This is a genomic window from Streptosporangium sp. NPDC023963 (assembly GCF_040639135.1).
GTDB lineage: Bacteria > Actinomycetota > Actinomycetes > Streptosporangiales > Streptosporangiaceae > Streptosporangium.
Map to the genome: position 1 here is coordinate 16,782 of NZ_JBEZZK010000025.1, position 25,472 is coordinate 42,253.

Annotated in this window: 24 protein-coding genes and 1 pseudogene; 13 read left to right on the forward strand and 12 right to left on the reverse strand. The window is 71.8% G+C overall.

Annotation, left to right across the window (positions count from 1 at the left end):
• Window positions 1–28: 28 nt before the first annotated feature.
• Window positions 29–328 (forward strand): annotated as a pseudogene (locus AB0F88_RS41710) (crosslink repair DNA glycosylase YcaQ family protein); the annotation flags it as partial.
• Here AB0F88_RS41710 and AB0F88_RS41715 read toward each other — a convergent pair.
• Window positions 244–636 carry a DUF3592 domain-containing protein gene (locus tag AB0F88_RS41715; RefSeq protein WP_362697244.1) on the reverse strand — a complete coding sequence of 131 codons (393 nt, stop codon included), beginning with the start codon at window positions 634–636 and terminating at the stop codon, window positions 244–246. The pseudogene AB0F88_RS41710 and the gene AB0F88_RS41715 overlap by 85 nt on opposite strands.
• A 385-nt stretch (window positions 637–1,021) precedes the next feature.
• Here AB0F88_RS41715 and AB0F88_RS41720 point away from each other — a divergent pair, with 385 nt between their 5' ends.
• Window positions 1,022–1,597: a hypothetical protein gene (locus AB0F88_RS41720; RefSeq protein WP_362697247.1), complete on the forward strand. Its 576-nt coding sequence runs from the start codon at window positions 1,022–1,024 to the stop codon at window positions 1,595–1,597.
• Window positions 1,598–1,643: 46 nt separating this feature from the next.
• Here AB0F88_RS41720 and AB0F88_RS41725 read toward each other — a convergent pair whose 3' ends face one another.
• A complete protein-coding gene (locus AB0F88_RS41725) occupies window positions 1,644–3,104 on the reverse strand; it encodes an amidohydrolase family protein (RefSeq protein ID WP_362697250.1) in 1,461 nt (486 codons plus the stop codon).
• A 205-nt stretch (window positions 3,105–3,309) separates the two neighbouring features.
• Here AB0F88_RS41725 and AB0F88_RS41730 point away from each other — a divergent pair, with 205 nt between their 5' ends.
• The 5 genes from AB0F88_RS41730 (at window position 3,310) to AB0F88_RS41750 (ending at window position 7,643) form a co-directional block, all read left to right on the forward strand.
• Window positions 3,310–4,494: a CoA transferase gene (locus tag AB0F88_RS41730; protein ID WP_362697254.1), complete on the forward strand. Its 1,185-nt coding sequence runs from the start codon at window positions 3,310–3,312 to the stop codon at window positions 4,492–4,494.
• Between the two features lie 114 nt (window positions 4,495–4,608).
• A complete protein-coding gene (locus AB0F88_RS41735; protein WP_362697257.1) occupies window positions 4,609–5,433 on the forward strand; it encodes a citryl-CoA lyase in 825 nt (274 codons plus the stop codon).
• 29 nt (window positions 5,434–5,462) lie between these two features.
• Window positions 5,463–6,326, forward strand: coding sequence for an extradiol ring-cleavage dioxygenase (locus AB0F88_RS41740; protein ID WP_362697260.1), 864 nt, complete (start codon window positions 5,463–5,465; stop codon window positions 6,324–6,326).
• Window positions 6,323–6,685 (forward strand): hypothetical protein, encoded by a 363-nt coding sequence (locus AB0F88_RS41745; protein WP_362697263.1) that lies wholly within the window; start codon window positions 6,323–6,325, stop codon window positions 6,683–6,685. The genes AB0F88_RS41740 and AB0F88_RS41745 overlap by 4 nt, the downstream gene beginning before the upstream one ends.
• A 4-nt stretch (window positions 6,686–6,689) precedes the next feature.
• Window positions 6,690–7,643 (forward strand): zinc-binding alcohol dehydrogenase family protein, encoded by a 954-nt coding sequence (locus tag AB0F88_RS41750; protein ID WP_362697266.1) that lies wholly within the window; start codon window positions 6,690–6,692, stop codon window positions 7,641–7,643.
• A gap of 153 nt (window positions 7,644–7,796) precedes the next feature.
• On the opposite strand, the gene AB0F88_RS41755 is transcribed toward AB0F88_RS41750, so the two are convergent.
• Window positions 7,797–8,603 (reverse strand): IclR family transcriptional regulator C-terminal domain-containing protein, encoded by an 807-nt coding sequence (locus tag AB0F88_RS41755; protein ID WP_362697269.1) that lies wholly within the window; start codon window positions 8,601–8,603, stop codon window positions 7,797–7,799.
• A gap of 324 nt (window positions 8,604–8,927) precedes the next feature.
• Between AB0F88_RS41755 and AB0F88_RS41760 the strand changes: the two genes are divergently transcribed.
• The gene (locus AB0F88_RS41760) at window positions 8,928–9,323 is read left to right on the forward strand and encodes a hypothetical protein (protein WP_362697272.1); all 396 of its coding nucleotides are present in this window, start codon (window positions 8,928–8,930) and stop codon (window positions 9,321–9,323) included.
• A 1-nt stretch (window position 9,324) separates the two neighbouring features.
• Window positions 9,325–11,799, forward strand: a complete 2,475-nt coding sequence (locus tag AB0F88_RS41765; protein WP_362697275.1) for a DUF4132 domain-containing protein — start codon at window positions 9,325–9,327, stop codon at window positions 11,797–11,799.
• Between the two features lie 112 nt (window positions 11,800–11,911).
• Here the strand turns inward: AB0F88_RS41765 and AB0F88_RS41770 are convergent, their stop codons facing one another.
• Both AB0F88_RS41770 and AB0F88_RS41775 read right to left on the reverse strand, forming a co-directional pair.
• Complete coding sequence (locus AB0F88_RS41770; RefSeq protein ID WP_362697278.1) at window positions 11,912–12,502, reverse strand: TetR-like C-terminal domain-containing protein; 591 nt, start codon at window positions 12,500–12,502, stop codon at window positions 11,912–11,914.
• Complete coding sequence (locus AB0F88_RS41775) at window positions 12,495–13,328, reverse strand: alpha/beta hydrolase (RefSeq protein WP_362697281.1); 834 nt, start codon at window positions 13,326–13,328, stop codon at window positions 12,495–12,497. The genes AB0F88_RS41770 and AB0F88_RS41775 overlap by 8 nt, the downstream gene beginning before the upstream one ends.
• Window positions 13,329–13,645: 317 nt before the next feature.
• On the opposite strand from AB0F88_RS41775, the gene AB0F88_RS41780 reads away from it, so the two are divergent.
• From AB0F88_RS41780 to AB0F88_RS41790, 3 genes are all read left to right on the forward strand, one after another.
• Window positions 13,646–15,685, forward strand: coding sequence for a cellulose binding domain-containing protein (locus AB0F88_RS41780; RefSeq protein ID WP_362697284.1), 2,040 nt, complete (start codon window positions 13,646–13,648; stop codon window positions 15,683–15,685).
• 148 nt (window positions 15,686–15,833) lie between these two features.
• A complete protein-coding gene (locus AB0F88_RS41785; RefSeq protein WP_362697287.1) occupies window positions 15,834–16,733 on the forward strand; it encodes a helix-turn-helix transcriptional regulator in 900 nt (299 codons plus the stop codon).
• Window positions 16,734–16,844: 111 nt separating this feature from the next.
• Window positions 16,845–17,816: a hypothetical protein gene (locus tag AB0F88_RS41790; RefSeq protein WP_362697290.1), complete on the forward strand. Its 972-nt coding sequence runs from the start codon at window positions 16,845–16,847 to the stop codon at window positions 17,814–17,816.
• Between the two features lie 164 nt (window positions 17,817–17,980).
• Here the strand turns inward: AB0F88_RS41790 and AB0F88_RS41795 are convergent, their stop codons facing one another.
• Window positions 17,981–18,649, reverse strand: a complete 669-nt coding sequence (locus tag AB0F88_RS41795) for a phosphotransferase (protein ID WP_362697293.1) — start codon at window positions 18,647–18,649, stop codon at window positions 17,981–17,983.
• An 85-nt stretch (window positions 18,650–18,734) separates the two neighbouring features.
• Window positions 18,735–19,484, reverse strand: coding sequence for an SDR family oxidoreductase (locus tag AB0F88_RS41800; protein WP_362697296.1), 750 nt, complete (start codon window positions 19,482–19,484; stop codon window positions 18,735–18,737).
• Between the two features lie 130 nt (window positions 19,485–19,614).
• Between AB0F88_RS41800 and AB0F88_RS41805 the strand changes: the two genes are divergently transcribed.
• Entirely contained in the window at window positions 19,615–20,049 is a 435-nt protein-coding gene (locus AB0F88_RS41805) for an Rrf2 family transcriptional regulator (protein ID WP_362697299.1), read from the forward strand.
• A gap of 10 nt (window positions 20,050–20,059) precedes the next feature.
• On the opposite strand, the gene AB0F88_RS41810 is transcribed toward AB0F88_RS41805, so the two are convergent.
• The 5 genes from AB0F88_RS41810 to AB0F88_RS41830 form a co-directional block, all read right to left on the reverse strand.
• Complete coding sequence (locus AB0F88_RS41810) at window positions 20,060–21,661, reverse strand: PH domain-containing protein (RefSeq protein WP_362697302.1); 1,602 nt, start codon at window positions 21,659–21,661, stop codon at window positions 20,060–20,062.
• Window positions 21,658–22,191: a PH domain-containing protein gene (locus tag AB0F88_RS41815; RefSeq protein WP_362697305.1), complete on the reverse strand. Its 534-nt coding sequence runs from the start codon at window positions 22,189–22,191 to the stop codon at window positions 21,658–21,660. Before AB0F88_RS41815 ends, AB0F88_RS41810 begins: the two co-directional genes overlap by 4 nt.
• Before the next feature lie 170 nt (window positions 22,192–22,361).
• Window positions 22,362–23,867, reverse strand: coding sequence for a tripartite tricarboxylate transporter permease (locus tag AB0F88_RS41820; RefSeq protein WP_362697308.1), 1,506 nt, complete (start codon window positions 23,865–23,867; stop codon window positions 22,362–22,364).
• Window positions 23,868–23,887: 20 nt separating this feature from the next.
• Complete coding sequence (locus AB0F88_RS41825) at window positions 23,888–24,349, reverse strand: tripartite tricarboxylate transporter TctB family protein (RefSeq protein ID WP_362697311.1); 462 nt, start codon at window positions 24,347–24,349, stop codon at window positions 23,888–23,890.
• Between the two features lies 1 nt (window position 24,350).
• Window positions 24,351–25,388, reverse strand: a complete 1,038-nt coding sequence (locus AB0F88_RS41830; RefSeq protein ID WP_362697314.1) for a tripartite tricarboxylate transporter substrate-binding protein — start codon at window positions 25,386–25,388, stop codon at window positions 24,351–24,353.
• Window positions 25,389–25,472: the final 84 nt, after the last annotated feature.

The window sequence follows — 25,472 nt, forward strand, 5'->3', positions numbered from 1 at the left end:
CAGGCTCCCCTGGCAGAACGCCTTCCGCCGCTATCCGGCGGCGTTCGGCCCGGCCGGGACCATGGACGTACAGGCCTGGTCCGGGCTGACCCGCCTCGGTGAGATCGTCTCCGGCATGCGCGCCGAACTGCGCCACTACCGCGGCCCCGACGGCAGGGAACTGATCGACCCGGCCGACGCGGAACTGCCCGATCCCGGCACGCTCCGGACCTTCCCCGAGCCGGCCCTTCGCCGGCCGGAGGGTTACGAGCCGAGCCACCTTCTGATCCCGTCCCACGTCAGGACGACGGCGAACGCTCCCGTCAGGGCGGCGAGGAAAGGAAGGTGATCTGTTTCGACACCTGTCCCCACCACACTCTCCGGATCGCCGGCCCGGTAGGTGATCTGGACCTGGTCCCCCCGTGCCGGGAGTGGGGACCAGCCGAACTCGCTCACCTCGGCGACGACCCGATGATCGCCGAGAGAGGTGAACTCGACGACGACGCGGTCGCCGAGAGGCGACTTGAGGCGCCGCTGCACGTCGGTGACGGTCGCCACCGTCGGGACCCCGTGCCGCAGGATGTCCTTCACCGCGAGGAGATGAGCGACCTGCCACCCGCCGAGAACGAGCATGACCAGGGCCGCCAGCAGGGTCACCACCGCCCTGCCTCTCGGCGTCGCCCAGGACCTGTCACGCCATCGGCTGGCCCAACGACGCGGACGCTCCTGCCGAACCGGTACGTATCTCACCTGGTTCCGCGGACCAGGTACACGCTTTCGCTTGGTGGATCGCCTCATGCAGGTCCTCTCCGCGTGCAGGCGACGTTCTGATCGTTCAACGGGGACGCGGTGTCCGTCGTTCCCCGAAGAGCCCCCCCGACAATGGCGCCGCGTCTTCGAAAAGCACGCGTTCTCGAAAAGCGCCGTGCTGTCAGCCGTGCTTTCAATGGCGCCGCGCTTTCCGGAAGCGTTACGGTTTTCGAGAGCACCTCGTCCCGGACGGCGACGAGGCTTCCCGTGTCGTCGTTGGGGTGAGGCTGTGATGACCGGCACACCACCGGGGCGGTGGTTCCTCGCCGCCGTCGGGATCGCGGCGTTCCTCAATCTCTCCTGGTCCAGCGTGCCCTTCCCGTATCCCGAGGCAGCGATTTTCGGGTTTTTTGTCTGGATTCCTTTAAGTTTGTATTGGCTTGTTCGCCTGATCAAGGCCCTCACAGGCGGAGCCGGAACGCCACGGGCCACGCCGGCGCGCTGGTTGCTCGCGCCGTTCGTCGTCCTCTGCGTGTGGGCCGCCATCCACCTGGACGCCTCCTTCTCCGCGCGGTTCGCCCTCTCCCGGTCCGGCATGGAGCAGTATGCGAAGGAAGTCCTCGCCGGCGGCGAGCGCACCGGTCTCGACTGCGCGTGGGCGGGGCTGTACCGAGTCTGCCGGCCCGACGTGATCGAGGACGGGGGCGTCCCCCGCGGCGTCCGGCTCAATCTGGTCGACTGGCCCTTCGCCTCGACGAGGTGCTTCGTCTGGATGTCCGAGGGCCGGCCGCGGCCCGAGAGTCACGAGTACGGCTTCAGACACCTCACCGGCCCCTGGTGGGGGTGCAAGGAGTGGGAAGGCTGGTGACCGGTCCCCCCGAACCGGACCGCGCGAGCCTCCGGACGGCCCGGCCCTACTCGGACTCCCGGCGGGTGTGCGTCGAATCGCTGTGGTAGTCGGTGTAGGTGTACGGGTTGTCGAGGAGGGTGGTCTGGGGGATGTCGGGGTTCATTCCCTTCAGCCACTCCGCCTCTCCCATCCTGCTCCGCAGGTGCTCGACGGTCCGCTCGACCCCCCTGCGGGCGGCGGCCAGGTCGACGCCGAGCAGGCGGTGCTCGTGCTTGACGACGCGACCGTCGACCAGGACGGTGTGCACGTCGCCGCGCTGTGCCTGGAACGCGACGTGGCCGTAGGGGTTGAGCAGCGGGAACGACACCGGTGAGTGCTCGTTCTTGATCAGGACGATGTCGGCCTTGCGGCCGGCCTCCAGGGCGCCGAGCTCGCCGTCCCGGCCGAGGGCGCGGGCGCCGCCGCGGGTGGCCCAGTCGACGACCTGGTCGGCGCGCAGCCCGCTGTGCGTGACGGTGTCGCCCTTGGCGTGGGCCTCCAGGTGCTCGCGGGAGCGGTCGGCGCCGAGCGTGGTGCGCATCGCGGAGAAGAGGTCGCCGCTCCACCAGACGCTGGTGTCCATCGACAGCGACACCGGGATGCCGTGGGCCCGGATGGCCCAGGTGGGCGGGTAGCCCTGGCCGGCGCTCTGCTCGCTCTCGGTGGAGATCGAGATGGAGCCGCCGGTGGCCGCGATGCGGTGGTAGGAGTCCGCGGACAGCGAGGCGGCGTGGACGTACACCGTCCCGGGGTTCATGAAGCCGTGGTCGTGCATGAGCCGGATGCCGTCGTCGCCGGTGGCGCCCCACACGCCGGCGTGGGTGGTGACCGCGACGCCGAGATCGCGGGCGACCTCGAAGGCGGGCCTCTCGGGGAAGGACGGGTCGCCGGTGACGTCGAAGGCGAGCTGGAACCCGAGCATGTCGTCCCCGGTGATCCGCCGCCGGACGAAGTCGCGGAACTCCGGAGCGGCGGTCCAGTCGGCGGGCGCCTGCTGGATGTTGCCGTAGGCCAGCACGAACCGGCCGGGCACCGACCGCAGCGCGTCCACGGCGGCGTCGGCGTGGTCGACCGTCTGGAGGCCGTGTGACCAGTCGACGACGGTCGTGACACCGGCGTCGATCGCCTCGATGGCGGCCAGCACGTTGCCCGCGTGGACGTCCTCGGGCCGGAAGAGCTTGCCGTGTTCCAGGTAGTACCAGATGAAGTACTGCGTGAGGGTCCAGTCGGCGCCGTAACCGCGCATGGCGGTCTGCCACATGTGCCGATGGGTGTCGACCATTCCGGGCATCACGATGCCGTCGGTCGCGTCGATCTCGGCGGTGCCGTCCGGCACGGCCAGCCCGGGCCCGACGTCCGCGATCCGGTCGCCGACGACCAGGACGTCGGTGCCGGTGAGCACCCGGCGCCCGTCGTCCATCGGCAGCACCGTGCCTCCGCGCAGCACCACCGGCCGGTCGGCCTCGAACCGAACCCGTTCGCTCATGACCAGAACTCCTCACCGGATGCCAGATCACGTGACCGGACGTGTGTCCGCTTTACGGTCACCGCGTTTCTCCGTACTGTCACGCTTCGCGTCCTGGCTGTCAATAGATCTTTTTTTGCCCGGCTTTTCCTTGACGGGTGGCCGATGTTTGCCAGAATCTAGCCAGCGGACACATGTCCACTGAGCGGACCATCGAGGGAGTCGGATGTCAGTGAGCGTTGCGTCGCCGGACGAGGCCTCCGGGGGGCCGCTGTCGGGGGTGCTGGTCGCGGACTTCTCCCGGGTGCTGGCCGGGCCGTACGCCACCATGCTTCTGGCCGACCTGGGCGCCCAGGTGGTGAAGGTCGAGAGCCCGGGGGGCGACGAGACACGGTCGTGGACGCCGCCGGTTCGCGGCGACGTGTCGACCTACTACCTGGGCGTCAACCGCGGCAAGCGCTCGATCGCGCTGAACCTGCGCGACGAGACCGACGCCGGGCTCGCCCGCGAGCTGGCCCGCAGGGCGGACGTGGTGGTGGAGAACTTCAAGCCCGGCGGCCTGGCCAAGTACGGCCTCGACTACGACAGCGTCCGCGCGGCCAACCCCGGCGTGGTCTACGGCTCGATCAGCGGTTTCGGGTCGGGCAAGGGACGCGACGTGCCGGGGTACGACCTGATGGTGCAGGCCATCTCCGGCCTGATGAGCCTGACCGGGGACCCGGACGGGCCGCCCTACCGCGCGGGGATCTCCGTGTTCGACGTGATGGCCGGCAACCACGTCGTGATCGGCATCCTCGCGGCACTGCGCCACCGGGACGCGACCGGCCAGGGACAGCACGTCGAGGTGAACCTGCTGTCGTCGGCGCTGACCGGGCTGGTCAACCACAGTTCCGCCTACGTGGCCGGCGGGGTGGTGCCCTACCGGATGGGCAACGCGCACCCCAGCGTGTTCCCGTACGAGCCGCTGCCGACCGCCGACAACGACCTGATCGTCACCGCCGCCAACGACGGCCAGTTCCGCAGGCTGTGCGAGGTCCTGGGCATCCCGGAGATCGCCGACGACCCGCGGTTCGCCCGCAACGCCGACCGCACCGAGCGCCGTGACGAGCTGCGTCCGATCCTCGTCGAGCGGCTGGCCGAGCGGGGCGCGGTCGAGTGGTTCGAGCTGCTGGTGCGGGCCGGTGTGCCCAGCGGCCCGATCAACACCATCGACGGCGGGTTCGCGATGGCCGAGCGCTTCGAGCTGGACCCGATCGTGGAGGTGGGTGAGGACGATCGGGCGGTGCCGACGACGCGGCATCCGATCAGGTTCTCGCGGACCCCGGCCGGCTACCGGCTGCCGCCGCCCGAACTGGACGAGCACGGCGCCGAGCTGCGCGAATGGCTCACGGAGGGCGGCGACCGTGACTGAACCGGACGAGCCCCACATGGAACCGCGCGAACGGCCCGCGGAGAGGGACGACCGTGACTGAACCGGACGAGCCCCACATGGAACCGCGCGAACGGCCCGCGAAGGAGGACGAGCGTGACTGAGCGGATCGACCGTCCCGAGTACCCGACCGCGCTCGGCGCGTCCAGTCTCAAGAAGATCACTCTGCTCGGCCACGACCTGGCGGCGGACGTCATGGGCGAGGTCGGGTTCGGCGAGCTGGCGTTCTGGCTCGCGACCCAGCGGCGGCCGGGGCGCGGCGAGGTGCGGGTGTTCGAGGCCGTGCTGGCCGCGCTGGCCGACCACGGTTTCACCCCGACCGCGATCGTCACCCGCCTCACCTACCTGTCGGCGCCCGACTCGGTGCAGGGCGCGCTCGCGGCGGGCCTGCTGGGCGGCGGATCGAGGTTCCTGGGCGTCACCGAGGACACCGGCCGCTTCCTGCACGACGTGCTGGCCTCTGTGGACGGCGACCTGCCGGACGGTGACGACGGCTGGGACGCCCTCGCCCTCAGGACCGTCCAGGATCGGCGCGCGGCCGGGAGGTTCGTCCCCGGGCTGGGCCATCACGTCCACAAGGAGGGCGACCCGCGCACCCCCCGGTTGATGGAGATCGCCACCGAGGAGGGGCTGTTCGGGCCGCACCTGTCGCTGTTCGCCGCGATCGGCCGGGTGCACCCGCGGGTGCTGGGCCGGACGCTGCCGCTGAACGGCGCCGGGGTGTGCGGCGCCGCGCTGGCCGACCTGGGCCTGCCGCTGGAGCTGCTGCGCGGGTTCGCCCTGCTCGCCAGGACCGCCGGGCTGATCGGGCAGCTCGCCGAGGAGATACGCAACCCGGTCGGCAACGACATCTTCCTCTCGGTGGACCTCAACAACCGCTCCGTCGGGCCCGTTCCGTACACCCCGGAAGACCGCCCCTAACCCCTCAGACCGTCTTACAAGGAGATCCGATGGCCGAACTGGTCGCGGTGGTCGCGTCCACGCACCACCCGTTCTACTACCGGGCGAGCAACGCGACGGGTGCCGACCGCCCGGAGTTCGCCGACGAGTGGGTACGCAAGGTCGAGGCGTTCCGCGAGACCCTGACCAGGGCCCGCCCCGACGTGCTGGTGATGGTGGGCTCGGACCACTTCCACCAGCTGTGGCTGGACAACATGCCGCAGTTCCTCATCGGCAAGGCGCCGTTCTACGACGCCAACTTCTACAACGAGGAACGCGAGTTCGGGCTGCCGCGCATGCTGCTCAAGGGCCGGGAGGACCTGTCGGCCTACCTGCTGCGCGAGGGCATGGACGCGGGGTTCGACCTGGCGTTCTCCAACGAGCTGCGGATCGACCACTCGATCACGTGCCCGATCATCACGCTGCGCCCGCAGAACGACCTGCCGATCGTGCCGGTCTACACCAACATCTTCGCCCCGCCGCTGCCGCGGCCCAAGCGCTTCGTGCAGCTCGGCAAGACGATCCGTGAGCTGGTGGAGTCCTGGCCGCAGGACGTGCGGGTCGCCGTCGTCGGCACCGGGCACCTGTCACTGGAGCTGGGCGGGCCCCGGCAGTTCGGCCCGCACGGCCCCGACCCGGAGTTCGACCGGCGCGCCGTGGAGTGGATCTCCACCGGCGACCTCGAGGGCTGCCTGTCGGAGGTCACGCTGGACAGCCTGCACGCCCCGGGCAACGCCACCCACGGCTTCATGGACTTCATGCTGATGATGGGCGTCGCGGGCGAGGGCAGGAAGGCCGACTACGTCGACACCTACGACCTGTTCCACACCATGGAGGCCTACTTCACCTGGTACCCGAACGGAGTCGGCCGGTGAGCAACTACCTGCTGAACAAGTTCCTCTACACCGTCGACCGCGACCCCGAACTCGTCGAGCGCTACCGCGAGGACCCCCGGGGCACCGTGGAGTGGTGGGAGAGGGAGCGGGCCAACCGCATCCTCAACTGCGCCGACGGCGAGTCGAGCACCTGGCTGCGCTTCGACGACACCGAACGCGCCGCGCTCGCCGAACACGACTACCCCACGCTGTTCGAGCTCGGGGCGCATCCGTTCCTCACCCTCACCCTCTTCATCGCGATGTTCGAACGCGACCACGACGAGCCGCTCGGCTTCCAGCTCCAGTACGCCGAACGGCTCGCGCACTTCGCGCTGCCCTATCCCGACATCGCCACCTGAGCCCATGCGCGCGACGGAGATCCAGGAGCCCGGCCGCCCGCCCGTGGTGGTCGAGCGGAACGTGCCCGCGGCCGTCCCGGGCGAGACGCTGGTCACGGTCACGGCCGCCCCCGTCACCCCGCTGGACCTGCTGTGCGCGAGCGGCACGTCCTACTTCGGCAGGCCGCGGACCCCGTACGTGCCGGGCGTGCAGGGGGTCGGGACCGTCGGGGGCGAGCCGGTGTGGTTCGCGACCTCGGCGGGGATGGCGCCGGGGGACGGGAGCATGGCCGAGGTCGCCCGCGTGCCGGTGGGCGACGTGGTGCGGCTTCCCGCCGGAGTCGATCCGGTGGCGATCGCCGCGCTGGGGCTGTCGGCCGTCGCCGCGCACCTGGCGCTGACCTGGCGCGGCGAGCTGGTCGCCGGGGAACAGGTTCTGGTGCTCGGCGCCGGTGGCGTGGTCGGCCAGGCGGCCCTCCAGCTCGCCCGTGTCGCCGGTGCCCGCAGGGTGATCGCGGGCGCGCGGTCCGCCGCCGGCCGGGACCGGGCCGAGCGGGCCGGCGCCGACGCCGTCGTCGCGCTCGACACCGGGGACGTCGCCGAACTGGCGGCGCGCCTCGCCGCCGCCGCCGACGGGCCGGTCGACCTGGTGCTCGACCCGCTGTTCGGCGTACCGGCCGCGGCCGCCGCGCGCACCCTGCGCCCCGGCGGCAGGCTGGTCAACCTCGGTGGCTCGGCGGGCGAGACCTGCTCGATCGACTCGGCCACCCTGCGCGGCAGGTCGCTGCGCCTGCTCGGTTACACCAACAACGAGCTGACCCCGGAGCGTCGCGCCGCCTCGCTCGCGTTCGTCGCCGGACAGGCCCTGCTCGGCACCCTGTCCGTCACCCGCGAGAGCATGCCGCTGCGGGACGCCGGGGAGGCGTGGCGACGCCAGCGCGAGGGCACCGCGACCGGCCGGATCGTCCTCACTCCCTGAACGGCGCGGACGGTCCAGGCGGCACGGACGATCCAGGCAGCGCGGATGATCCAGACGGCGCGGATGATCCAGACGGCGCGGACGGTCCAGGCGGCACGGGCGGTCCAGACGGCACGGGCGGTCCAGACGGCACGGACGGTCCGGGTCGTCCGGTCAGGACGCGGCCGGCCGGGTCACGTGGGGCACCGTCTCCAGCCGGGCGAAGTCCGCGCTGATCTCACCGGCGGTCTGGAGCAGCGGCGGAAGGTGCTCCTCCAGCAGCCGCTGCAGGGACGTCTCCGCGGCGTGGCTGTTGACGTTGACCCCGGCGATCACTCGTCCGGACCCGTCCCGCAGCGGCGCGGCGACCGAACGGATGCCGGGCGCGAGCTGCTCGTCGGTGAACGCCCAGCCGCGCGCGCGGACCTCGCGCAGCTCGGCGTCCAGCTCCTCGCGGCCGATCCGCCGCGGTTCGATGCCGGAGCGGGACGGCTCGGCCAGCACGCGGTCCACCTCCTCGGGAGACAGCGCGGCCAGGCAGACCTTGCCCAGCGAGGTCGCCTGCGCCGGGAACCGGGTGCCGATCTGCACGGCCAGGCCCACGATCTTGGGCACCGCGACCCTGGCCACGTAGACGATGTCGGAACCGTCGAGCTGGGCGATCGAGCACGACTCACCGGTACGGGCGACGAGCCTTTCCAGGTGCGGGCGGGCGACGTCCCACAACCCCATCGAGCGCACGTAGGCCACGCCCAGCTCCAGCACCCGGGGGGTCAGCGCGAACCCGCCCTCGCACGCGCGCACGTAGCCCAGCTCCTGGAGGGTGAGCAGGATACGGCGGGTGGTCGGCCGGGCCAGACCGGTCGCCGTGGCCACCTGGGTCAGCGACATCACCGGCCGGCGCGGCTGGAAGGCGGTGACGACCTCCAACCCCCGGGCCAGCGCCTCGATGAAATCCGGTCCGACGCCTTCCCGCGGCATTCACCGGCTCCTCACGGCAGGGGTGTCACGGGGCGGCCCACTCTTGGCGGACCGGCATCCGGACAGATCAATCGAGCATGGGTCATATTCACCGCCCAGCCTATATGCCCATGTGGCACGGCACGATGGAGACGCCGCCGTGTCCCGCCGCGCCCCCGCCCCGATCGGCGGTCGCGGCGGCGACCCGCCTTCGCTCGCTGGGCGGACAAGTAGCCATTCTCCGGCGCGGCCACCGGCCGCAAGATCGGTCATGGGGCGAGATCTGTCGGATCTACCTGATATCGATTGCCCTGCATTGTTTCCACCGATCCATGGAGCTGCGGGATGGCGACGGTCACCTTTCGCGACGAGACGGCAACGGGAAAACCGCTGCACGAGTTCGCTCTTCCCGATCTTCCGGAGAGCATCTCGGCGCGTGAGCTCGTACGGCTGCGCGTCCGCGAGGAGGTCGCCCGGTTCAACGCCGAGCCCTCCGCCCGGTTCAACGGCCTGGTCCGTCCCGTGGACGCCGAGGTGGAGCTGAACGGCTACCGGACGGGCGGCGTCAGGCGGCGCGTCGACTGGGAGAGGCAGGCGGACATCGCCGAGCGGGCGTTCCGGCGCAACGGGTTCGTGCTGCTGGTCGGGGAGCGGCAGATCGACGACCTGTCCGAGACGATCGACCTGACCGCCGACCCGGTGGTGTCGTTCATCAAGCTCGTCCCGCTGGTCGGCGGCTGACATGATCGAAATCGACGACGTCAACCGCGCCTACAGCCACCTGACCGGATACCTGGACGAGGAGACCGTGGAGAGGTACCGCCGCTTCGAGGCGCTCTTCGCGCAGGGCCTGCGACCCGGTCCGGACGTCGACTGGCGGGAGTACGGGCACTGGGCGCAGCTGAAGCTGAGCCTGGGACAGGGCGGAGGTCACGATCACGACGAGCGCGTCCTGCGGCTGATCCGCTCGGTGGCCGAGCGCGACATCGACTGGACACCCGGGGACGCGCGCGTTCTCGCGCACAGGGCACAGCAGATGGTCGTCTGGGGCCACACCCGCTACGAGGAGATCTTCCGGCTCCCGATCGCGGCGACGCGGCGCTTCGGCTTCCAGGAGCGCCGCGAGATCATCGGATGGCTGTGGGCGCCGCCCCCGCGCCCCCCGTTCCGGATGCCGGCGTGGGACGCGCGGGCCGGGCAGGTGCGGGAGGCGCTGTCCGGGCAGCTCGACGAGCTGCTGGTCGAGCCGGCCGAGCACGGTCCGGCCGGCGTGGTGCGGAACGTCATCTGGGAGTGCGACCCCTTCGCCCGGCTGCTGGCCGAGGAGTACGGACCGCGCCTGGCGGACCCCGCGGTCCTGCCGCTGCTGCGCCACTGGAACACCGCCCGGTCCACCAGGCCGAGCGCGAAGTGGCTCAGGACCGCCAGGGCGCTGCTCACCCCCGGCACGGCCGCCCTGGTCCGGGAGATCCTCATCCGGCTGGCGGCCCACCGGGAGCGAAAGATCACCCGAGGTGACGGTGATCACGAGTGGAGGGAGACCGTCTTCCTGGACGAGCGCACCACAGTGCCGATGCGCGGCGCGATCTGGACGTGTGAGGTGATCGAGGAGCGGTGGGTGACCTCGCTCCTCGGTGACGTCGCGCTGAACTGCGGCACCGGGAGCAACGGGATGGGCTCCACCTGCCGCAGCGAGAGGCTCACCAACACCGCCGTCGGCGCGCTGGCCCGCCGCGGCGGGATGGCGGCGATCGTGCCGCTGGCCCGCGTCCAGGCCAAGGTCCGTGCCAGATCCGTGCTGAAGAACGTGGCGCGCACCCTGGACGAGGTGGCCGCGCAGGCGGGGCTGAGCCGCGAGCAGCTGGTGGACCGCACCGTGCCGGCCTTCGGCCTCGGCCCGGACGGGGTCAGGGAGGAGCGGATCGGCGACTACCTCGTACGGCTGTGTGCCGACGGCCCCGCGCTGCGGTTCGTCAACCCGTCGGGCAGGACCGTCAAGTCGGCCCCGCAGGCCATCCGCAAGGACCCGGCGCTGGCCGAGCTCAGGATCACCCTGAAGGAACTCAGGCAGGCGCTCGCGGCCGAGCGGTTCCGGCTGGAGCAGGCGCTGATCAGGGAACGCGGGTGGAGCTGGCGGGAGGTGACCGAGTTCTTCCTCGACCATCCGGTCACCGGCCGGTACGCCCGCGCCCTGATCTGGCAGGTCTCGCCGGGCTCGGCAGGGCTGCCGGTCAGGACCGAGGCGGGCTGGGAGCTGTCCGACCCGCGAGGGCACCGCGTCCGGCCGGATCCCGACACCCCCGCCGGGCTCTGGCATCCGATCCACGCGGCCGCCGAGGAGGTGCGGGCCTGGCGCGACCACCTGCTGGAGCACGGGATCCGCCAGCCGTACAAGCAGGTGTTCCGCGAGGTCTACCTGCTGACCCCGGCCGAGGAGCGCGCCCGCACCCGCTCGGCCCGCTTCTCCGGGCACGTGCTCCGCTACGGCCAGGCCAAGACGCTGCTGAACCAGCGCGGCTGGACCGGCCTGTCCATCGGTCACTGGGACTACGAGTGCGGCGGCGACCAGGGCGAGGCGGTCAGGGAGCTGTCCGGCTGGCGGGCCCGCTGGGGCATGCACGTGGTCGGCGACCCGGCCGCCGACGGGTGGGACACCGCCTCCTTCTGCGCCACCGAGGAGATCACCTTCCACCGGGCCGGGCAGGGGGAGCTCTCCGGCCACGACCCGGCAGGCGACCAGGTCGCGCTGGCCGAGGTGCCCCCGCTGGTGTTGTCGGAGGTGCTGCGCGACGCCGACCTGGCCGTGGGCGTCGCCTCCCTGGGCCTCGACCGGCTGGCGGTGGCCGGGCACGAGGACTACTGGCGCTCCTCCGGGTTCGGCGAGCTCACCGAGACCGCCAGAACCCGGCGCGACGCGCTGGCCCGGCTGCTGCCCCGGCTGAGGATCGCCGACCGGGCGGAGCTGACCGACCGGTTCCTGCGCGTACGCGGCGACCTGCGGACCTACAAGATCCACCTGGGGTCGGGCAACATCCTCATGGAGCCCAACGACGCCTACCTGTGCGTCGTCCCCGGGCACGACCGCGACGCCGCGTCCGTCTTCCTGCCCTTCGAGGAGGACGGCGGCATGCTCTCGGTGATCCTGTCCAAGGCCTTCCTGCTCGCCGCCGACACCGCCGTCACCGACCCGTCGATCACCCGTCAGCTCGGCGTCTGAACGCGCCTCGGCGAGGTGGCGCCGATGCCGATGACGAGTAACCGGATCCGTGGCGGTTCCCACTTCCGGCCGGTGCGGGGAGGAGGGGGCGACGGCTCGCGGAGCGGGCCGTCTACCGGTGATCGGTGGAGCCGGGGATCGACGCGGAACGCAGGCCGCGGTCGACGAAGTCGATGAGCCATTCGAAGCTCTCGTCGATGTCGGCCGGCAACTGGAATCCGTTGGCGGCCTGCAGGGTGGCGAAGCCGTGGAAGACGCTGCGCAGCGCGCGTAGCGCGTGGGGTATCTCCTGCGGGGCGATGTCGTACCCCCGCAGTACCGCCTCGAAGGGGCCGAGTCCTCGCCTCTCGGCGACCGCGATCGGGTCGTCCGGGCCGGTCGGGGTGATGCCGATGGTGGCCGCGTAACGGCTGGGGTGGGCGAGGACGAAGTCACGCATCGCGCGGGCCGCGGCGGTCAGGGCGTCCCGTCCGGCGCGGCCCTGGGTGGCCGTGCCGAGCGTGTCGGCGGCTTCGGTGAGGGTGAGCGCCGCGATCTGCCGGTTGAGTTCGGCCTGGCCGGCGATGTGTTTGTACAGCGACGGGGTGCGCACTCCGACCCGCTCGGCCAGCCGGCCCATGGTCAGCTCGGTGAAGCCGATCTCGTCGGCGAGCGCGGCGCCGGCCGCGGCGATCGTGGCCGCGTTCAGGCCCGCCCTAGGCACGGACGCCGTCCAGGAAGCGCAGGATCGCGGCGAGGGTCTGCTGGGGGTACTGGACGTGCGGGTAGTGGCCGGCGCCGTCGATCATCTCCAGCCTGCCCAGTCCGGCCGGCAGGCCCGCGACGATCGCCTCGCCCTCGGCGCGAGGTGAGGTCCAGTCGGGGTCGAGGCCGCCCTGGACGACGAGAGTCGGGCAGGTGACGTTGCCCAGCTGCTCACCGGCGTCGGCGGGTGAGATCTTGCCCATCGCCTGCAGGACCTTCATCCGGCCCGGCTCCTGCAGCATCGCGGTGATCTGCTTCATGCGCACGTCCCAGTCGGCCGGCTTGACGCCGGGGTAGGCGAGGTCGAGGTACTTGGCCCACTGCCGGGTGCTGCCCAAGATGGTGGTGCCCATCAGATGGGTCATCCCGCGGCGGTAGGCGGCCACCCGCAGGTCACCGAGCCGGACCTGCTGCTCGCGGGTGAAGGGCGCGAGCTCGACCAGCGCGGTGACCAGCTCCGGGGCCTTGGCCGCGGCGATCGTGGCCGCACCGCCGGAGATGGAGTGCCCGACGAGCACCGCCGGCCCGCCGAGGTGGCGCACCAGGGCGATCAGGTCACCGGCGAGGGCGGTGCGGGTGTAGGACGCCCACCCGACGCTGGACTCACCGTGGCCGCGCAGGTCCGTCGCGGCGACCCGGTACCCGGCCTCCACCAGGGCGGGGGCGAGGAACCGGTAGGCCTCGCGGCTGTCGCCCATGCCGTGGGCGAGCACCACCAGCGGGCCGGCGGTGCCGGTCACCTCGTAAGCGATGGTCCCACCGTCGACGTTCAGGAACTCGGTCATGACTACCTCCAAGGGGCTCGTCAGCGTCTTGCTAATCTCGTTAGCTAAAAGCTATCAGGTTTAGCTAACGAGTCAACCTCCTGAGCACATGCCGGGTTCTCCGCGTCCACCGCCGAGCACCCCCGCAACCCCCGGACGCGTCCGGGTGGCGGCCCGACGCCGCTCCGCCGTACGTCCGGACCACCCCGCTCCGCCGATCCCCGGCTGAAAGTTTCACGGCCGGTTGACGGACGGGAGGCGACCGCTGACGATCATGTTGCCTCCGGGTCAGGGAGGGGGTGTCGAGTGAACGTCACTATCCGTTGCGAGGTACACCGATGCCGAGAACTCCGTTACGGGCAGCGTCCGCCCTTCTGCTGACGCTGGCCGTCCTCACCGTCCCCACGGCGCACGCCGACGAGGTCGCCCCGGTCTCCGTGACCGTCAACGCCCGCGCCGCGCTCGCCACCGTCCCCGAGACCGGCATCGGTACCAACCACGCGATCTGGGACAGCCGTCTGGGCACCGACGAGACCGCCGACCTGCTCAAGGACGCGGGCATGAAGCTGCTGCGCTATCCCGGCGGCTCGTACTCCGACATCTACCACTGGGCCGACCACACCGCCCCCGGCGGCTACGTCGCCCCCGACACCGACTTCGACACCTTCATGCGCGGCGTGCGACGCACCGGCGCGCAGCCGATGGTGACCGCCAACTACGGCACCGGCACGGCGCAGGAGGCCGCGGCCTGGGTGCGGCACGCCAACGTCACCAAGGGCTACGGCGTCAAGTACTGGGAGATCGGCAACGAGAACTACGGCAACGGCCACTACGGTGCCGCCTGGGAGGCGGACGACCACGCCGACAAGAGCCCTGCCGAGTACGCGCGCCACGTCGTGGCCTACTCCGACGCGATGAAGGCCGTCGACCCGACCATCAAGATCGGCGCGGTGCTGACCACGCCGGCCAACTGGCCCGACGGGATAGTCGCCGAGGGCGACGCCGGGACCTGGAACGACGTCGTCCTGTCGACCGCAGGCTCGAAGATCGACTTCGTGATCCTGCACTGGTACCCCGGCGCCTTCGACAGGACCGCGCACGTTCCCGACATGATCCACCTCACCCGCCGGCAGATCGAGAAGCACGTGGGCGCCGGCTCCGAGCGGATCGGCATCGCGATGACCGAGTTCAACACCGGGTCGAACAGCAACGGCGCGACGACGCAGCCCGGCGCGCTGGCCGCCGCCGACGCCTACGCGACGCTGCTGGCCAACGGGGTGTTCACGGTCGACTGGTGGAACGTCCACAACGGCATCGGCAACGTCACGCAGGTCGAGGGACACACCGACTACGGCGACTTCGGCCTGCTGTCGAGCGGGACGTGCACCTCCGACGGCAGCGTCTGCGAGCCGGCGGCGAACACGCCCTTCGCGCCGTACTACGCCCTCCAGATGGTGAGCAGGTTCGCCCGCCCCGGCGACCGGTTCATCCGGGCCGCGACCGACCAGGCGAAGGTCGTCGCGCACGCCGTACGCCGTCCCGACGGCGACCTGGCCGTCCTGCTGATCAACACCTCGTCCGACACGTCCTACCCCGTCACGATCGGCTACTCGGGCTTCAGCCCGGCGTCCGGGGCTCCCACCGTGCTGACCCACACCAACGGCGCCACGAGCATCACCACGTCGACCACGGGCGGCGCGACCGGCCGGACGCTGCCACCGCTCTCGCTGACCACGGTCGTCCTGCGTCCCGCCTCCGCCCAGACCGGCCTGCCCGGCGTGCCCGGACAGCCCACGGCCTCCGCCGTGACGGACAGGACCGCCACCATCTCCTGGCCCGCCGCCCCCGCCGGCGCGCGCCCGATCGCGAAGTACGAGATCCACCGCCAGAACGGAGCCGTCAGCGAGCAGATCGGCGAGACCACCGGCACCTCGTTGACCGTGGACAACCTGAAGCCGGGCACGCGCCACACGGTCAACGTGATCGCCCGGGACGGCGGCGGCGGCGTCTCGTCGCCCTCCGCGCCGCTGACGTTCACGACCGGCACGCCCGCCTCCAGCTCGTGCTCGGTACGCCTGACCAACCAGTCCGACTGGGCCAGCGGCTACGTCGGCGCCATCGAGATCACCAACCACGGCGCGCCGATCGACGGCTGGACCCTGAACTTCGGCTGGCCCAGGACGTGGCAGAGCCTGGGCAGCGGCTGGGGCGCCGTCTGGACGCAGAACGGGCAGGACGTCAGGGTCGTCAACGACTCCGGCAACGGCTCGCTGCCCACGGGCGCATCGGCCACGATCGGCTTCGTCGGCAACTACAGCGGCCCGAACACGCCGCCCGCCGTCTTCACCCTCAACGGGACCGTCTGCACGACGAGGTGACGGTTACCGCCGCCGGACCGGGCGACGGCCCACGGACCGTCGCCCGGCACGCGGGTCCCGGGGCCCGGGGCCCGGGGAGCCGGACCCCGCGGATCCCTACCCCGACGGGGTGAGGCGCGATTCGCCGGTGGTACGCATACTTGGCTCCATGACCGAGCACGGGCACCTCGCCGACTTCCTCCAGGCACGCCGTGGCCTGCTGCGACCCGAAGACGTCGGGTTGCGGACCTACGGCGAGCGGCGCCGGGTGCCCGGGCTGCGGCGGGAGGAGCTCGCGATGCTCGCGGGCATCAGCGCGCCCTACTACACCCGCCTGGAGCAGGGCCAGTCACGCAACGCCTCGCGCGAGGTGCTCGACGCCATAGCGAACGCCCTGCGCCTGGACGAGCCCGAGCGTGCCCATCTGCACGCCCTGGCCGGCGCGCCGAGACGCGGCCGGCCCGCGAGCCGGCCGCGTCCCGAACGCGTCACCCCGGCGACCAGCGCCTTGCTGGCGGCCTTCGGAAGCACACCCGCCATCGTGATCGGCCGCCGCAGCGACGTCCTGGCCTGGAACCGTCAGGGTCACGGCCTGTTCGCCGGCCATCTCGACCCGGACGGCCCCGGCGTCCCGGAGCGACGGCCGAACATGGCCAGGCTGGTGTTCCTGGACGCGCACACCCGCGACCTGTACACCGACTGGCCCGCCAAGGCCAGGGCCGTGGTGGGCAACCTGCGCCTCACGGCCGGGCGGCACCCGGACGATCCGCTGCTGGCCGGGCTGATCGGCGAGCTGACCATGCGCAGTCCGGAGTTCGCCTCGATGTGGGCCGATCACCGGGTCCTGGCCTGCGATGTCGCCGACTACGAGATGCGCCACCCCCTGGTCGGGACGCTGACGGTCACCCAGCAGACACTGCAGAGCCCGCAGGGGAACGGCCCGGCCCTGGTGGTGGCCACGGCCGATCCCGGCTCCCCCTCCGCGACGGCCCTGACCCTGCTCTCTCACGTCACCGCGCCGCGGGAGGCGACCCGGCCGCGCCACGGCGCCGGAACCCGCACCACCTGACCCGAGGGGATCGCGACCTCCCCCTCGGCATCCCCTCGACACCCCCACGACATCCCTCGACCCACGGCGCCGAACCGCGGCTGCCGCATGCCGGAAAACAGTGAAGGAACCATGCCCAAGCGAAGCATCAAGATCACCATGTCGGCCGCCCTGCTGGCCGCGGCCGCCCTGACGCCGGCCGCGCCGGCCGGTGCGACGGCCGCCGGGGGACCGCTGACAGATGTGCGGATCGCCACCCACTTCGACCTGTCGGCGGGCCAGATGCCGGAGAACATCTCCCTGCTGCCCGACGGCACGGCGAACGTCACCTTCGCCGCCGGCCGCCAGGTGGCCCAGGTCACTCCCCAGGGCAGGACGCGCGTCCTGGCGACGCTGCCCGCGCCCGCCGACGGCGGAGTCGACACGCCGGTCCTCGGTTTCCCCCTGACCACCGGTATCGCCCACACCTCGGACGGCACCGTGTACACGCTGTACGCGACGGGCACGGCCGATCTGACCGGGCTGTGGCGGCTGCGCCCCGGGAAGGCCCCGCGGCGCATCGCCGCGCTGCCCGCGAACAGCCTGCCCAACGGGCTGGCACTGGACGGGCACGGCAAACGGCTCTACATCACCGACTCGGTGCTCGGCACCGTGTGGACCGTCCCCGTCACCGGCGGCACACCCGTCGCGTGGTCCACGGCTCCCGAACTCGCCCCGGCCGGCTTCCTCGGAGCCAACGGCGCGAAAGTGCACCGTGGCGCGCTGTGGGTGACCAACCTCGACCGGGGCACCCTCCTGCGCATCCCGATCCGCTCCGGAAACCGCGCGGGAACGCCGCAGGTCAGGGCGTCGGGCATGGTCGGTATCGACGATTTCGCCTTCACCGGCCGCGGTGACGAGATCCTCGCCGCCCTCAACGCCCCCAACAAGGTCGTGCGCGTCCGGTCCGACGGCACCGGCACCACCGTTCTGGACGCCGCCGACGGCCTGCAGAACCCCACCTCCGTCGCGCTGCGCGGCGATGACGTCTACGTGCTCAGCGCCGCCTACACCACGGCCACCGACCCCAACCTGCTGCGCGCGCGCCTGCGCGACCACCCGTAGGTGAAGAGTGCCAGGACCGGCCGGTCCCGGCCAGGGCCGGTGGGGGCCGACGCGCGTCCGTGACGCTCCGCGTCCACGCTCACGTGGTCCGAGCGGCGCAGGCCCCGGCCGCCGGCGTCTTCGCCGAGGCCGTCGCGGGTTCAGGCACCGGTTCAGGCACCGGTTCAGGCACCGGGGCCAGACGCGAGATGCAGGGAACCCACCAGCGCCACGGCCTCGCCGAGGAGTTGTTTCTCGGCCCGGCTCAGCGTCGGGTTGGCGGCCCGTATGGCCAGAGCCCCGTCGAGGTCGATCGCATGGTCGACCTCGGCGAGCAGGGAGGCCAGGGTCGTGCGGGCCATGGCCGCCTCGGTCCGCGGGCCGACCGCGACCTCCGCCAGGATCAGGGCGGACACGCCCCAGTCCAGCGCGGGCGGGCCCTCCTCGGCGTTGGCCCAGTCGATCACCACCGGTCCCCCGGGCGTGAGCATCACGTTCTCCGGATGCAGGTCGAGGTGGAGGATGCGATCCGCCGGGTCTGCCGAGACCCGCGCCGGGAGAGCGTGCAGGCGGCGCAGCAGCCCCGCCAGGACCGTGCCGGCCTCCTCCAGAGTGATCATGCCCTGCGTGAGCCCCTCGACCATGGTCGGGCCGGACAACCGCTCCATGATCAGGTCCCCGCCCGCGGCCGGTCCGACGCGCGGCGCCGGATACCCCCGGCCGGAGACGTAGGACATCACGTCCACCTCGGCGGACGCGTCACCGCCGTCCCGATACCGGCGCAGCACCCACGCGTCGTCGATCGCGAACACATCCGCGGTACGGCCGGAGCCGAGCAGAGGACCGATGCGCATACCAAGAGCGTCACGCACGACCGCCCGGACGGCAACCGCCTCACGGTGACGCGGGCCCCTCCGGGGCACGCGGCGGGGGTCCGGGTCAGGCGTTGTAGCCGCCGTGGGCGTCCAGCACCGCGCCCGTGACGTACGAGGCGCCGGGGCTCGCCAGGAAGGCGATCGCCTCGGCGATCTCCTCGGGACGGCCCACGCGCTGCAGGGACAGCGAGCTGACCAGGGCCTTGAGGGTCTCGGGGTCCGGCGGTTCCATCCCGCTCTCCATCAGGCCGGCCTCCACGACGTTGGCCGTGATGCCCCGGGGCCCGAGGTCCCGCGCGACGCCCATGGTGTACCTCTCGACCCCCGACTTGGTCGCCGAGTAGTCGGCGAGGCCCGGGAGTCCGACCCGGGAGCCCAGCCCGGAGCTCACCGTGATGATGCGGCCGTCCGCGCGCAGCACCCGGGAGGCGGCCCGGATGACGGCGATCACGCCGAGGTAGTTGGTGGCGTGCATCCGGTCCAGCGCGGCGGTGTCGGCGTCCGGGTCGTCCACCCTGCGGCTCACCGAGATCGCCGCGTTGTTGACGAGGATGTCCAGGCCGCCGAAGGACGCGACCACCTCGTCGATCAGCGCCGGAGCCCCGCTCGTGTCCGCCTGGTCGGACCTGATGGCGACGGCCTTCACGCCCTTGCCTCGCGCCTCCTCGACGACGGCCCGCGCCCGCTCGTCGGAGCTGACGTAGGTGAACGCGACGTCGGCGCCCTGCTCGGCCAGCAGCCGTACGGTCGCGGCTCCCAGCCCGCGGGAACCCCCGGTGACCAGGGCGACCTTGCCCGTGAGCGGCTTGTCCATTCTTCTCACCTCACTGATCGATCCGTTCGAACAGTCGTAACACTAATGGTTACGACGGAGTGGTCGCAACATTTGTTGTTACGACTGGGCGGTCGTACCATACGGTGTCGCGGCCGAGAGATGAGGGTTCATGAGCGCCAACAGCAAGTTGACCATCGCCGCCCACGCGCTGGCCTGGATCAGCCTCTACCAGCGCCAGGGCCACGAGGTCGCCACGTCCGAGCAGATCGCGGGCAGCGCGAACACCAATCCCGTGGTGATCAGGCGGCTGCTCGGCGAGCTGCGCAGGGCGGGGCTCGTGGAGTCCCGGCGGGGCGTGGGCGCGGGCTGGTCGCTGGCGCGCGATCTGGAGTCGATGACCCTGCTCGACGTGTACGAGGCGGTGGAACCCGGCCCGCTGTTCGCGATGCACCGCGCCACCCCGGACCAGGGGTGCGTGGTGGGTTACGGCATCCAGCCGGCGATGCAGGGCATCTACGAGGGCATCGAGGAGACCCTGAGGCGCGAGCTGGCCCGGGTCACGCTGGAGGACGTCCTCCGGGACGTCCTCGCGGCACCTCGCTAGCCCGGACTCCTCAGGCGGTCGATTCGGGCGGGGTCCCGGCGCGGTGGGCGCGATACCGCGCGACGGCGGGCCCGGCCTCCTGAGCACCCTTCTCACGATCGTCGAGCAACCCTGCCAGCAGGCCGGGCACGGCCCGCTCCGCGAACTCCAGTCCCTTGGCCCGGGCGACATCGCGCACCCGGTAGACGTTGCGTCCGGCGGCCGTCGCCGCCGACAGCGTGATGATCCCGGAGAGCCGCTGGAACGGCGACTGCGAGACCTCCCACCCGATGACGCCGTCCCGGCGCAGCGCGATCGCGCGGCGGACGAACGTACCCGACCGGATGACCAGGAAGTCGCCGGACAGGCCGTGGCCCAGGTTCCGGTAGGCGTCGTACGCCGACCAGGCGCCCGCGAGCAGGCAGGCCGCGCCCGCGATCCACGCCAGGTGCACCAGCACCGGGGTCAGCCACAGGCCGAGCGACCACACCGCGGCCACCGGCGGCAGCACGACCTGCGGCACCCGGAGCAGCCGCCGCCGCAGTGCCACCCGCGGGTGCTCGCGCCAGTGGACGTCCTCCTGCGGCGACCGGTCCAGGCCCAGCACCTGGGCGGCCACGGAGTGGGCCAGGCCGATCGGCGCGGGCGGCAGCAGCGCCGACTTCGGCGACGTCGACCGGTCCTCGCGCGTGCCCAGGCCGACGGCCATGGCGTTGGTCCGCGCCGCGCCGACCAGCCGCAGCGCGAGCGGCTCGGCGATCTGCGCGCCCCGCATCCGGGACCGCTCGACGGTCAGCGACCGGGTGGTCAGCAGGCCGCGCCGCACCCGGAACGACGTCTCGTCCTCTCGCGACAGCCGGAAACCCCACCAGGACTCGACGAACAACGCGGTGGAGCCGATCGAGCCGAGGCCGATGACGATGGCGACCAGCAGCGGGACCGCCGCCCACGGCGACATGCCCGCGAAGAACCCGTAGACGTCCTTGATGAGGCCCAGCTCGTACGGCTTGAGCCCGAACGACTCCAGCAGCCGGTACAGACCGCCCAGCGCGACGCCCACACCGGCGATGGACCAGATGGTCAGCGGGCCGTACTTCAGCCACGCCCAGTCGATCTCCGCCATCGTCACCGCGTCGAGATCGCCGCCCCGCGCCGCGGAGGCCCGGCGCAGCAGCCGCGTGCGCAGTTCGTCGGCCTGCGCGCGGGTCACACCGTCCAGCGCGAGCCGCCGGGTGCTGTCGGAGGAGTCGGCCTGCGCCCCCGTGCCGATCCGCACGGTGGCCAGACCGAACAGCCGGTGCACCGGGTTGGCGGTGACGTCGACGCTGCGGATGCGATCGACGGCGATGGAACGGCGGCGGCGGAACACCAGTCCGGAGTGGATCTCCACGGCGGTGCTCGTGATGCGGTACCGGGTGCCGATCCAGCGCGACAGCAGGATGCACGCCATCACCAGAAACACCGCCAGGAACGTGGACAACGTGATCGCGGCGGACGGCGGCACCTTTCCGCCCGCCGACACCACAAACACCACGGACACCGCCATGGTCGCCGGCGGACCGAGGAACCAACTCGCGCCGACGATGATCAACCGTGGGTGCAGCCGCTGCCAGCCGTCGTTCGGCCCGCTCACGTCGCGTCACCCCGGTGCCGCTGGACGACCTGGGTCAGCTCCTCCACCAGCCGCTCGGCCAGCCGGTGGTCCAAGCCCTTGATCTTGATCGCGCCCGCCGCCGATGCGGTGGTCAGCGTGATGCCGGTCAGGCCGAACATCTGCTGCACCGGCCCGCGCAGCGAGTCGACGGTCTGCACCCGAGACAGCGGCGCGACGCGCCACCTCTGCCACAGCCAGCCGCTGAGGGTGTAGACCGCATCCTCGGTCACCTCCCACCGGTGCACCCGGTAACGCCACGCCGGCATGATCAGCACGTAGGCGAGACCCAGTACCGCCATCACGACCGTGGCCGGGCCGAAGACGAACCGGGCCGGCGGGATGAACAGGGTCAGCGCCCCGGACACCACCACCGGCGGCAGGGCGAAGAGCAGCGCGTTCACCGTCCACCAGCCGACCGCCCTGCGCTCCAACCGGTTGCGGGGTGGCCGCAGTCTCGTTTCCGGGGAGAATTCCCGGCTCGTGGCGGCGATCGGGTTCACCGTGTTCATTCCGCTCACCCCCTGGCCTCGACGGGTTCTTCGATCCCCCTTCCGCCACCGGGAGATTCCCCGTTCCACGGTAGGCCGACGACCACTTCGCGCGGGTCGACCGGCCGGTCGACCCGGTTGTCCACCGATCGATGGACAACCGCCGACGCGAACCTGCGGGCCGCCGGCTCCTACTCCTCCTCGGTGAACACGACCTCGCGGCGCCTGCGGATCGCCGGGAGGACGGCGACGACGAGCGCCGCCACGGCCAGGGCGAGGAGCACCGCGGAGATCGGCCGGGTCAGGAAGACCGACGCGTCGCCGCGGGAGATGATGAGCGCCCGCCGCATGTTCTCCTCGAGCAGGGGGCCGAGGACGAAGCCGAGCAGCAGCGGCGCCGGCTCGCAGCCGCACTTGATCAGGATGTAGCCCAGGATCCCGAAGAACACGATCGCGTAGACGTCGTACGCGTTGAACTCCAGGGAGTACGTGCCGATCGCGGCGAACAGGATGATCATCGGGAACAGCACCTGGTACGGGATGCGCAGCATGCGCACCCAGAGTCCGATCAGCGGCAGGTTCAGCAGCACGAGCAGCACGTTGCCGATCCACATCGACGCGATCAGCCCCCAGAACAGCGCCGGCTCGTCGGTGATGACGTTCGGGCCGGGGGTGATGCCGTGGACGATGAACGCGCCGACCATCAGCGCCATCACCGGGTGGGCGGGCAGCCCCAGGGTGAGCAGCGGGATGAACGACGTCTGCGCGGCGGCGTTGTTCGCCGACTCGGGGCCGGCGACGCCCTCGATCGCGCCGCGCCCGAACTCCTGCCGCCGCTTCGAGATCCGCTTCTCGACGGCGTACGAGGTGAACGAGGCCAGCACGTGGCCGCCGCCGGGCAGGACGCCGAGCGCGGCGCCGAGACCGGTACCCCGCAGGATCGGGCCGACGATCCGGCGCCGGTCCTCGCGGGTCGGCCAGAGGTTCCTCACCTTGCCGACGATCGCCGTGCGGGTCTGCTCGTTCTCCAGGTTGCGCAGGATCTCGGCCAGCCCGAACATGCCGACGGCGACCGACACGAAGTCGATGCCGCCGTACAGCTCGCGCTGGCCGAACACGAACCGGGGCGTGCCGGTGTAGAGGTCCTGGCCGACCGTGCCGAACAGGACGCCGAGCGCGATCATCGCCAGTGCCTTGAGCGCCGTGCCGCGCGCCAGCGCGATCGACACGATCAGGCCGAGCAGCACCAGCGAGAAGTACTCGGCGGGGCCGAACTTCAACGCGACGCGGGCCAGCGGCGGGGCCGCGACGGCCAGCACGACGGTGGCCACCGTACCCGCGACGAAGGAGCCGATCGCGGCGGCGGCCAGGGCAGGGCCGGCCCGGCCCTGGCGGGCCATCTCGTGCCCGTCCAGCGCGGTGACCGCCGCCGACGACTCACCGGGCAGGTTGATCAGGATGGCGGTCGTCGAGCCGCCGTACTGCGCGCCGTAGTAGATGCCGGCCAGCATGATCAGCGCCGTCACCGGCTCGAAGCTGAAGGTGATCGGCAGCAGCATCGCCACCGTCGCCGTCGGCCCGATGCCGGGCAGCACGCCGACCGCCGTCCCGAGCAGCACTCCCACGAAGCAGTAGAGGACGTTCTGGACCATGAGGGCGGTCGAGAAGCCCAGCGCGAGGTTGTCGAGAAGTTCCATGCCTCAATCCGGATGCCGCGTCAGAACCCCAGCCACGGGCCCAGTAGCGGGATCCGCAGCTGAAGTCCGACGACGAAGATGAGCGTGGCGGCCACGGTGAGCCCGGCGGCCACGGCGACGGCCGTGAGCAGCCGTACGCGCGTGCTTGCCAGCGCGGTGAGCAGGGCGGTCACCGCCGACGTCGGTACGAACCCGAGGCCCCGGACGGTGAGCCCGAAGAACAGGACCGCGAGCACGATGAGGGCGACCGCGCGCCAGGGGACCGGCCCGAACGAGATCATCTCGCCGGCGACGAGCCCCTTGACGACGATCGCCAGGCCCATGGCGGCCACGGTCGCGCCGACCAGCAGCGGGAAGGCGCCGGGGCCCATCCGCAGCGGGGTGCCCAGCTCGTAGCCGAGCGCCCCCACCGCGAACGCGCCACCGATCAGGACGAAGACTCCCCCGGCGAGGACGTCCGGGAGGGACCGGCGGCGCTCCACCTCAGGAGGCCTTGACGCCGGCGTCGGCGATGACCTTCGCCCAGGTGCCGAGCTGCTCTTCGAGCTTGGCCCGGTGCGCCTGCGGGGTCGCGTCCTCGGCCGCGACCGGCGCGGTACCGAGCTTGGCCATCTGGTCGACGACGCCCTTGTCGGCGAGTGCCGTCTTCAGCGCCTCGGACAGCTTCTGGACGACGTCCTGCGGCGTGCCCTTCGGGACGTAGAGACCGTGCCAGACGCTGACCTGCAGCTGGGGCAGCCCGGCCTCGGTCGTGGTGGGCAGGTCGGGCAGGCTCTTCACCCGCTCCGGCGTGGTGACCGCGTACGCCTTCACCTCGCCCGCGGAGATCTGGCCGCTGGTGTTGGTCGTCTGGTCGCACATGAAGTCGACCTGGCCGCCGACGAGGTCGGTCAGCGCGGGGCCGGTGCCCTCGTACGGGACCTCCTGGAGCTTGACCCCGGTGGCGGACTGGAACAGCAGGCCGCACAGGTGGGACGCGGCGCCGATGCCGGCGTTGGCCAGCGTGACCTTGCCGGCGTTCGCCTTCACGTAGGTCACGAGGTCCTGGAGCGTCGCGGGCGCGAAGTCCTTGCGGGCGACGACCGTCATCGGCACCTCGGTGACGAGCCCGACCATCTCGAAGTTCTCCAGCGGCTTGTAGCCCAGGTCCTTGTACAGGGCGGGCGCCGTCGACATGCCGATGTGGTGCATGAGCACGGTGTAGCCGTCGGGATCGGCCCGCGCGACCTCGCCGGCGCCGACCGTGCCGCCCGCGCCCTCGGCGTTCTGGACGACGACCTTGGCGCCGAGCTTGGCGGCCATCGGCTCGGCGATCATGCGGGTGACGGTGTCCGTGGGGCCGCCCGCGCTGAACGGCACGACGAACGTGATGTTCTTGTCCGGATAGCCCCCGGCGCCGCTCGCGCCGGTGGTGCCTCCGCCGGGGGCGCCCCCGCTGCCGGCACAGGCGGCGACGAGCGAGAGGACGCCGATCGCGACGCTCATCCGCGCGACGGCCCGGTATCTGCTGGTCGTTCTCATATCGCGGCCTCCTCGTCGGCGCACGCGCGTTTGTCGGTAAGCGCGCGGCCTCAGTCTCGGCTGGCGGGGACGCGGATGGTGTCA

Coding starts and splice junctions, on each gene's coding strand:
- AB0F88_RS41720 (WP_362697247.1), top strand. CDS start 1,022: ATGACCGGCACACCACCGGGGCGGTGGTTCCTCGCCGCCGTCGGGATC.
- AB0F88_RS41725 (WP_362697250.1), bottom strand. CDS start 3,104: ATGAGCGAACGGGTTCGGTTCGAGGCCGACCGGCCGGTGGTGCTGCGC.
- AB0F88_RS41730 (WP_362697254.1), top strand. CDS start 3,310: ATGTCAGTGAGCGTTGCGTCGCCGGACGAGGCCTCCGGGGGGCCGCTG.
- AB0F88_RS41740 (WP_362697260.1), top strand. CDS start 5,463: ATGGCCGAACTGGTCGCGGTGGTCGCGTCCACGCACCACCCGTTCTAC.
- AB0F88_RS41750 (WP_362697266.1), top strand. CDS start 6,690: ATGCGCGCGACGGAGATCCAGGAGCCCGGCCGCCCGCCCGTGGTGGTC.
- AB0F88_RS41755 (WP_362697269.1), bottom strand. CDS start 8,603: ATGCCGCGGGAAGGCGTCGGACCGGATTTCATCGAGGCGCTGGCCCGG.
- AB0F88_RS41760 (WP_362697272.1), top strand. CDS start 8,928: ATGGCGACGGTCACCTTTCGCGACGAGACGGCAACGGGAAAACCGCTG.
- AB0F88_RS41765 (WP_362697275.1), top strand. CDS start 9,325: ATGATCGAAATCGACGACGTCAACCGCGCCTACAGCCACCTGACCGGA.
- AB0F88_RS41775 (WP_362697281.1), bottom strand. CDS start 13,328: ATGACCGAGTTCCTGAACGTCGACGGTGGGACCATCGCTTACGAGGTG.
- AB0F88_RS41780 (WP_362697284.1), top strand. CDS start 13,646: ATGCCGAGAACTCCGTTACGGGCAGCGTCCGCCCTTCTGCTGACGCTG.
- AB0F88_RS41785 (WP_362697287.1), top strand. CDS start 15,834: ATGACCGAGCACGGGCACCTCGCCGACTTCCTCCAGGCACGCCGTGGC.
- AB0F88_RS41790 (WP_362697290.1), top strand. CDS start 16,845: ATGCCCAAGCGAAGCATCAAGATCACCATGTCGGCCGCCCTGCTGGCC.
- AB0F88_RS41795 (WP_362697293.1), bottom strand. CDS start 18,649: ATGCGCATCGGTCCTCTGCTCGGCTCCGGCCGTACCGCGGATGTGTTC.
- AB0F88_RS41800 (WP_362697296.1), bottom strand. CDS start 19,484: ATGGACAAGCCGCTCACGGGCAAGGTCGCCCTGGTCACCGGGGGTTCC.
- AB0F88_RS41805 (WP_362697299.1), top strand. CDS start 19,615: ATGAGCGCCAACAGCAAGTTGACCATCGCCGCCCACGCGCTGGCCTGG.
- AB0F88_RS41815 (WP_362697305.1), bottom strand. CDS start 22,191: ATGAACACGGTGAACCCGATCGCCGCCACGAGCCGGGAATTCTCCCCG.
- AB0F88_RS41820 (WP_362697308.1), bottom strand. CDS start 23,867: ATGGAACTTCTCGACAACCTCGCGCTGGGCTTCTCGACCGCCCTCATG.
- AB0F88_RS41830 (WP_362697314.1), bottom strand. CDS start 25,388: ATGAGAACGACCAGCAGATACCGGGCCGTCGCGCGGATGAGCGTCGCG.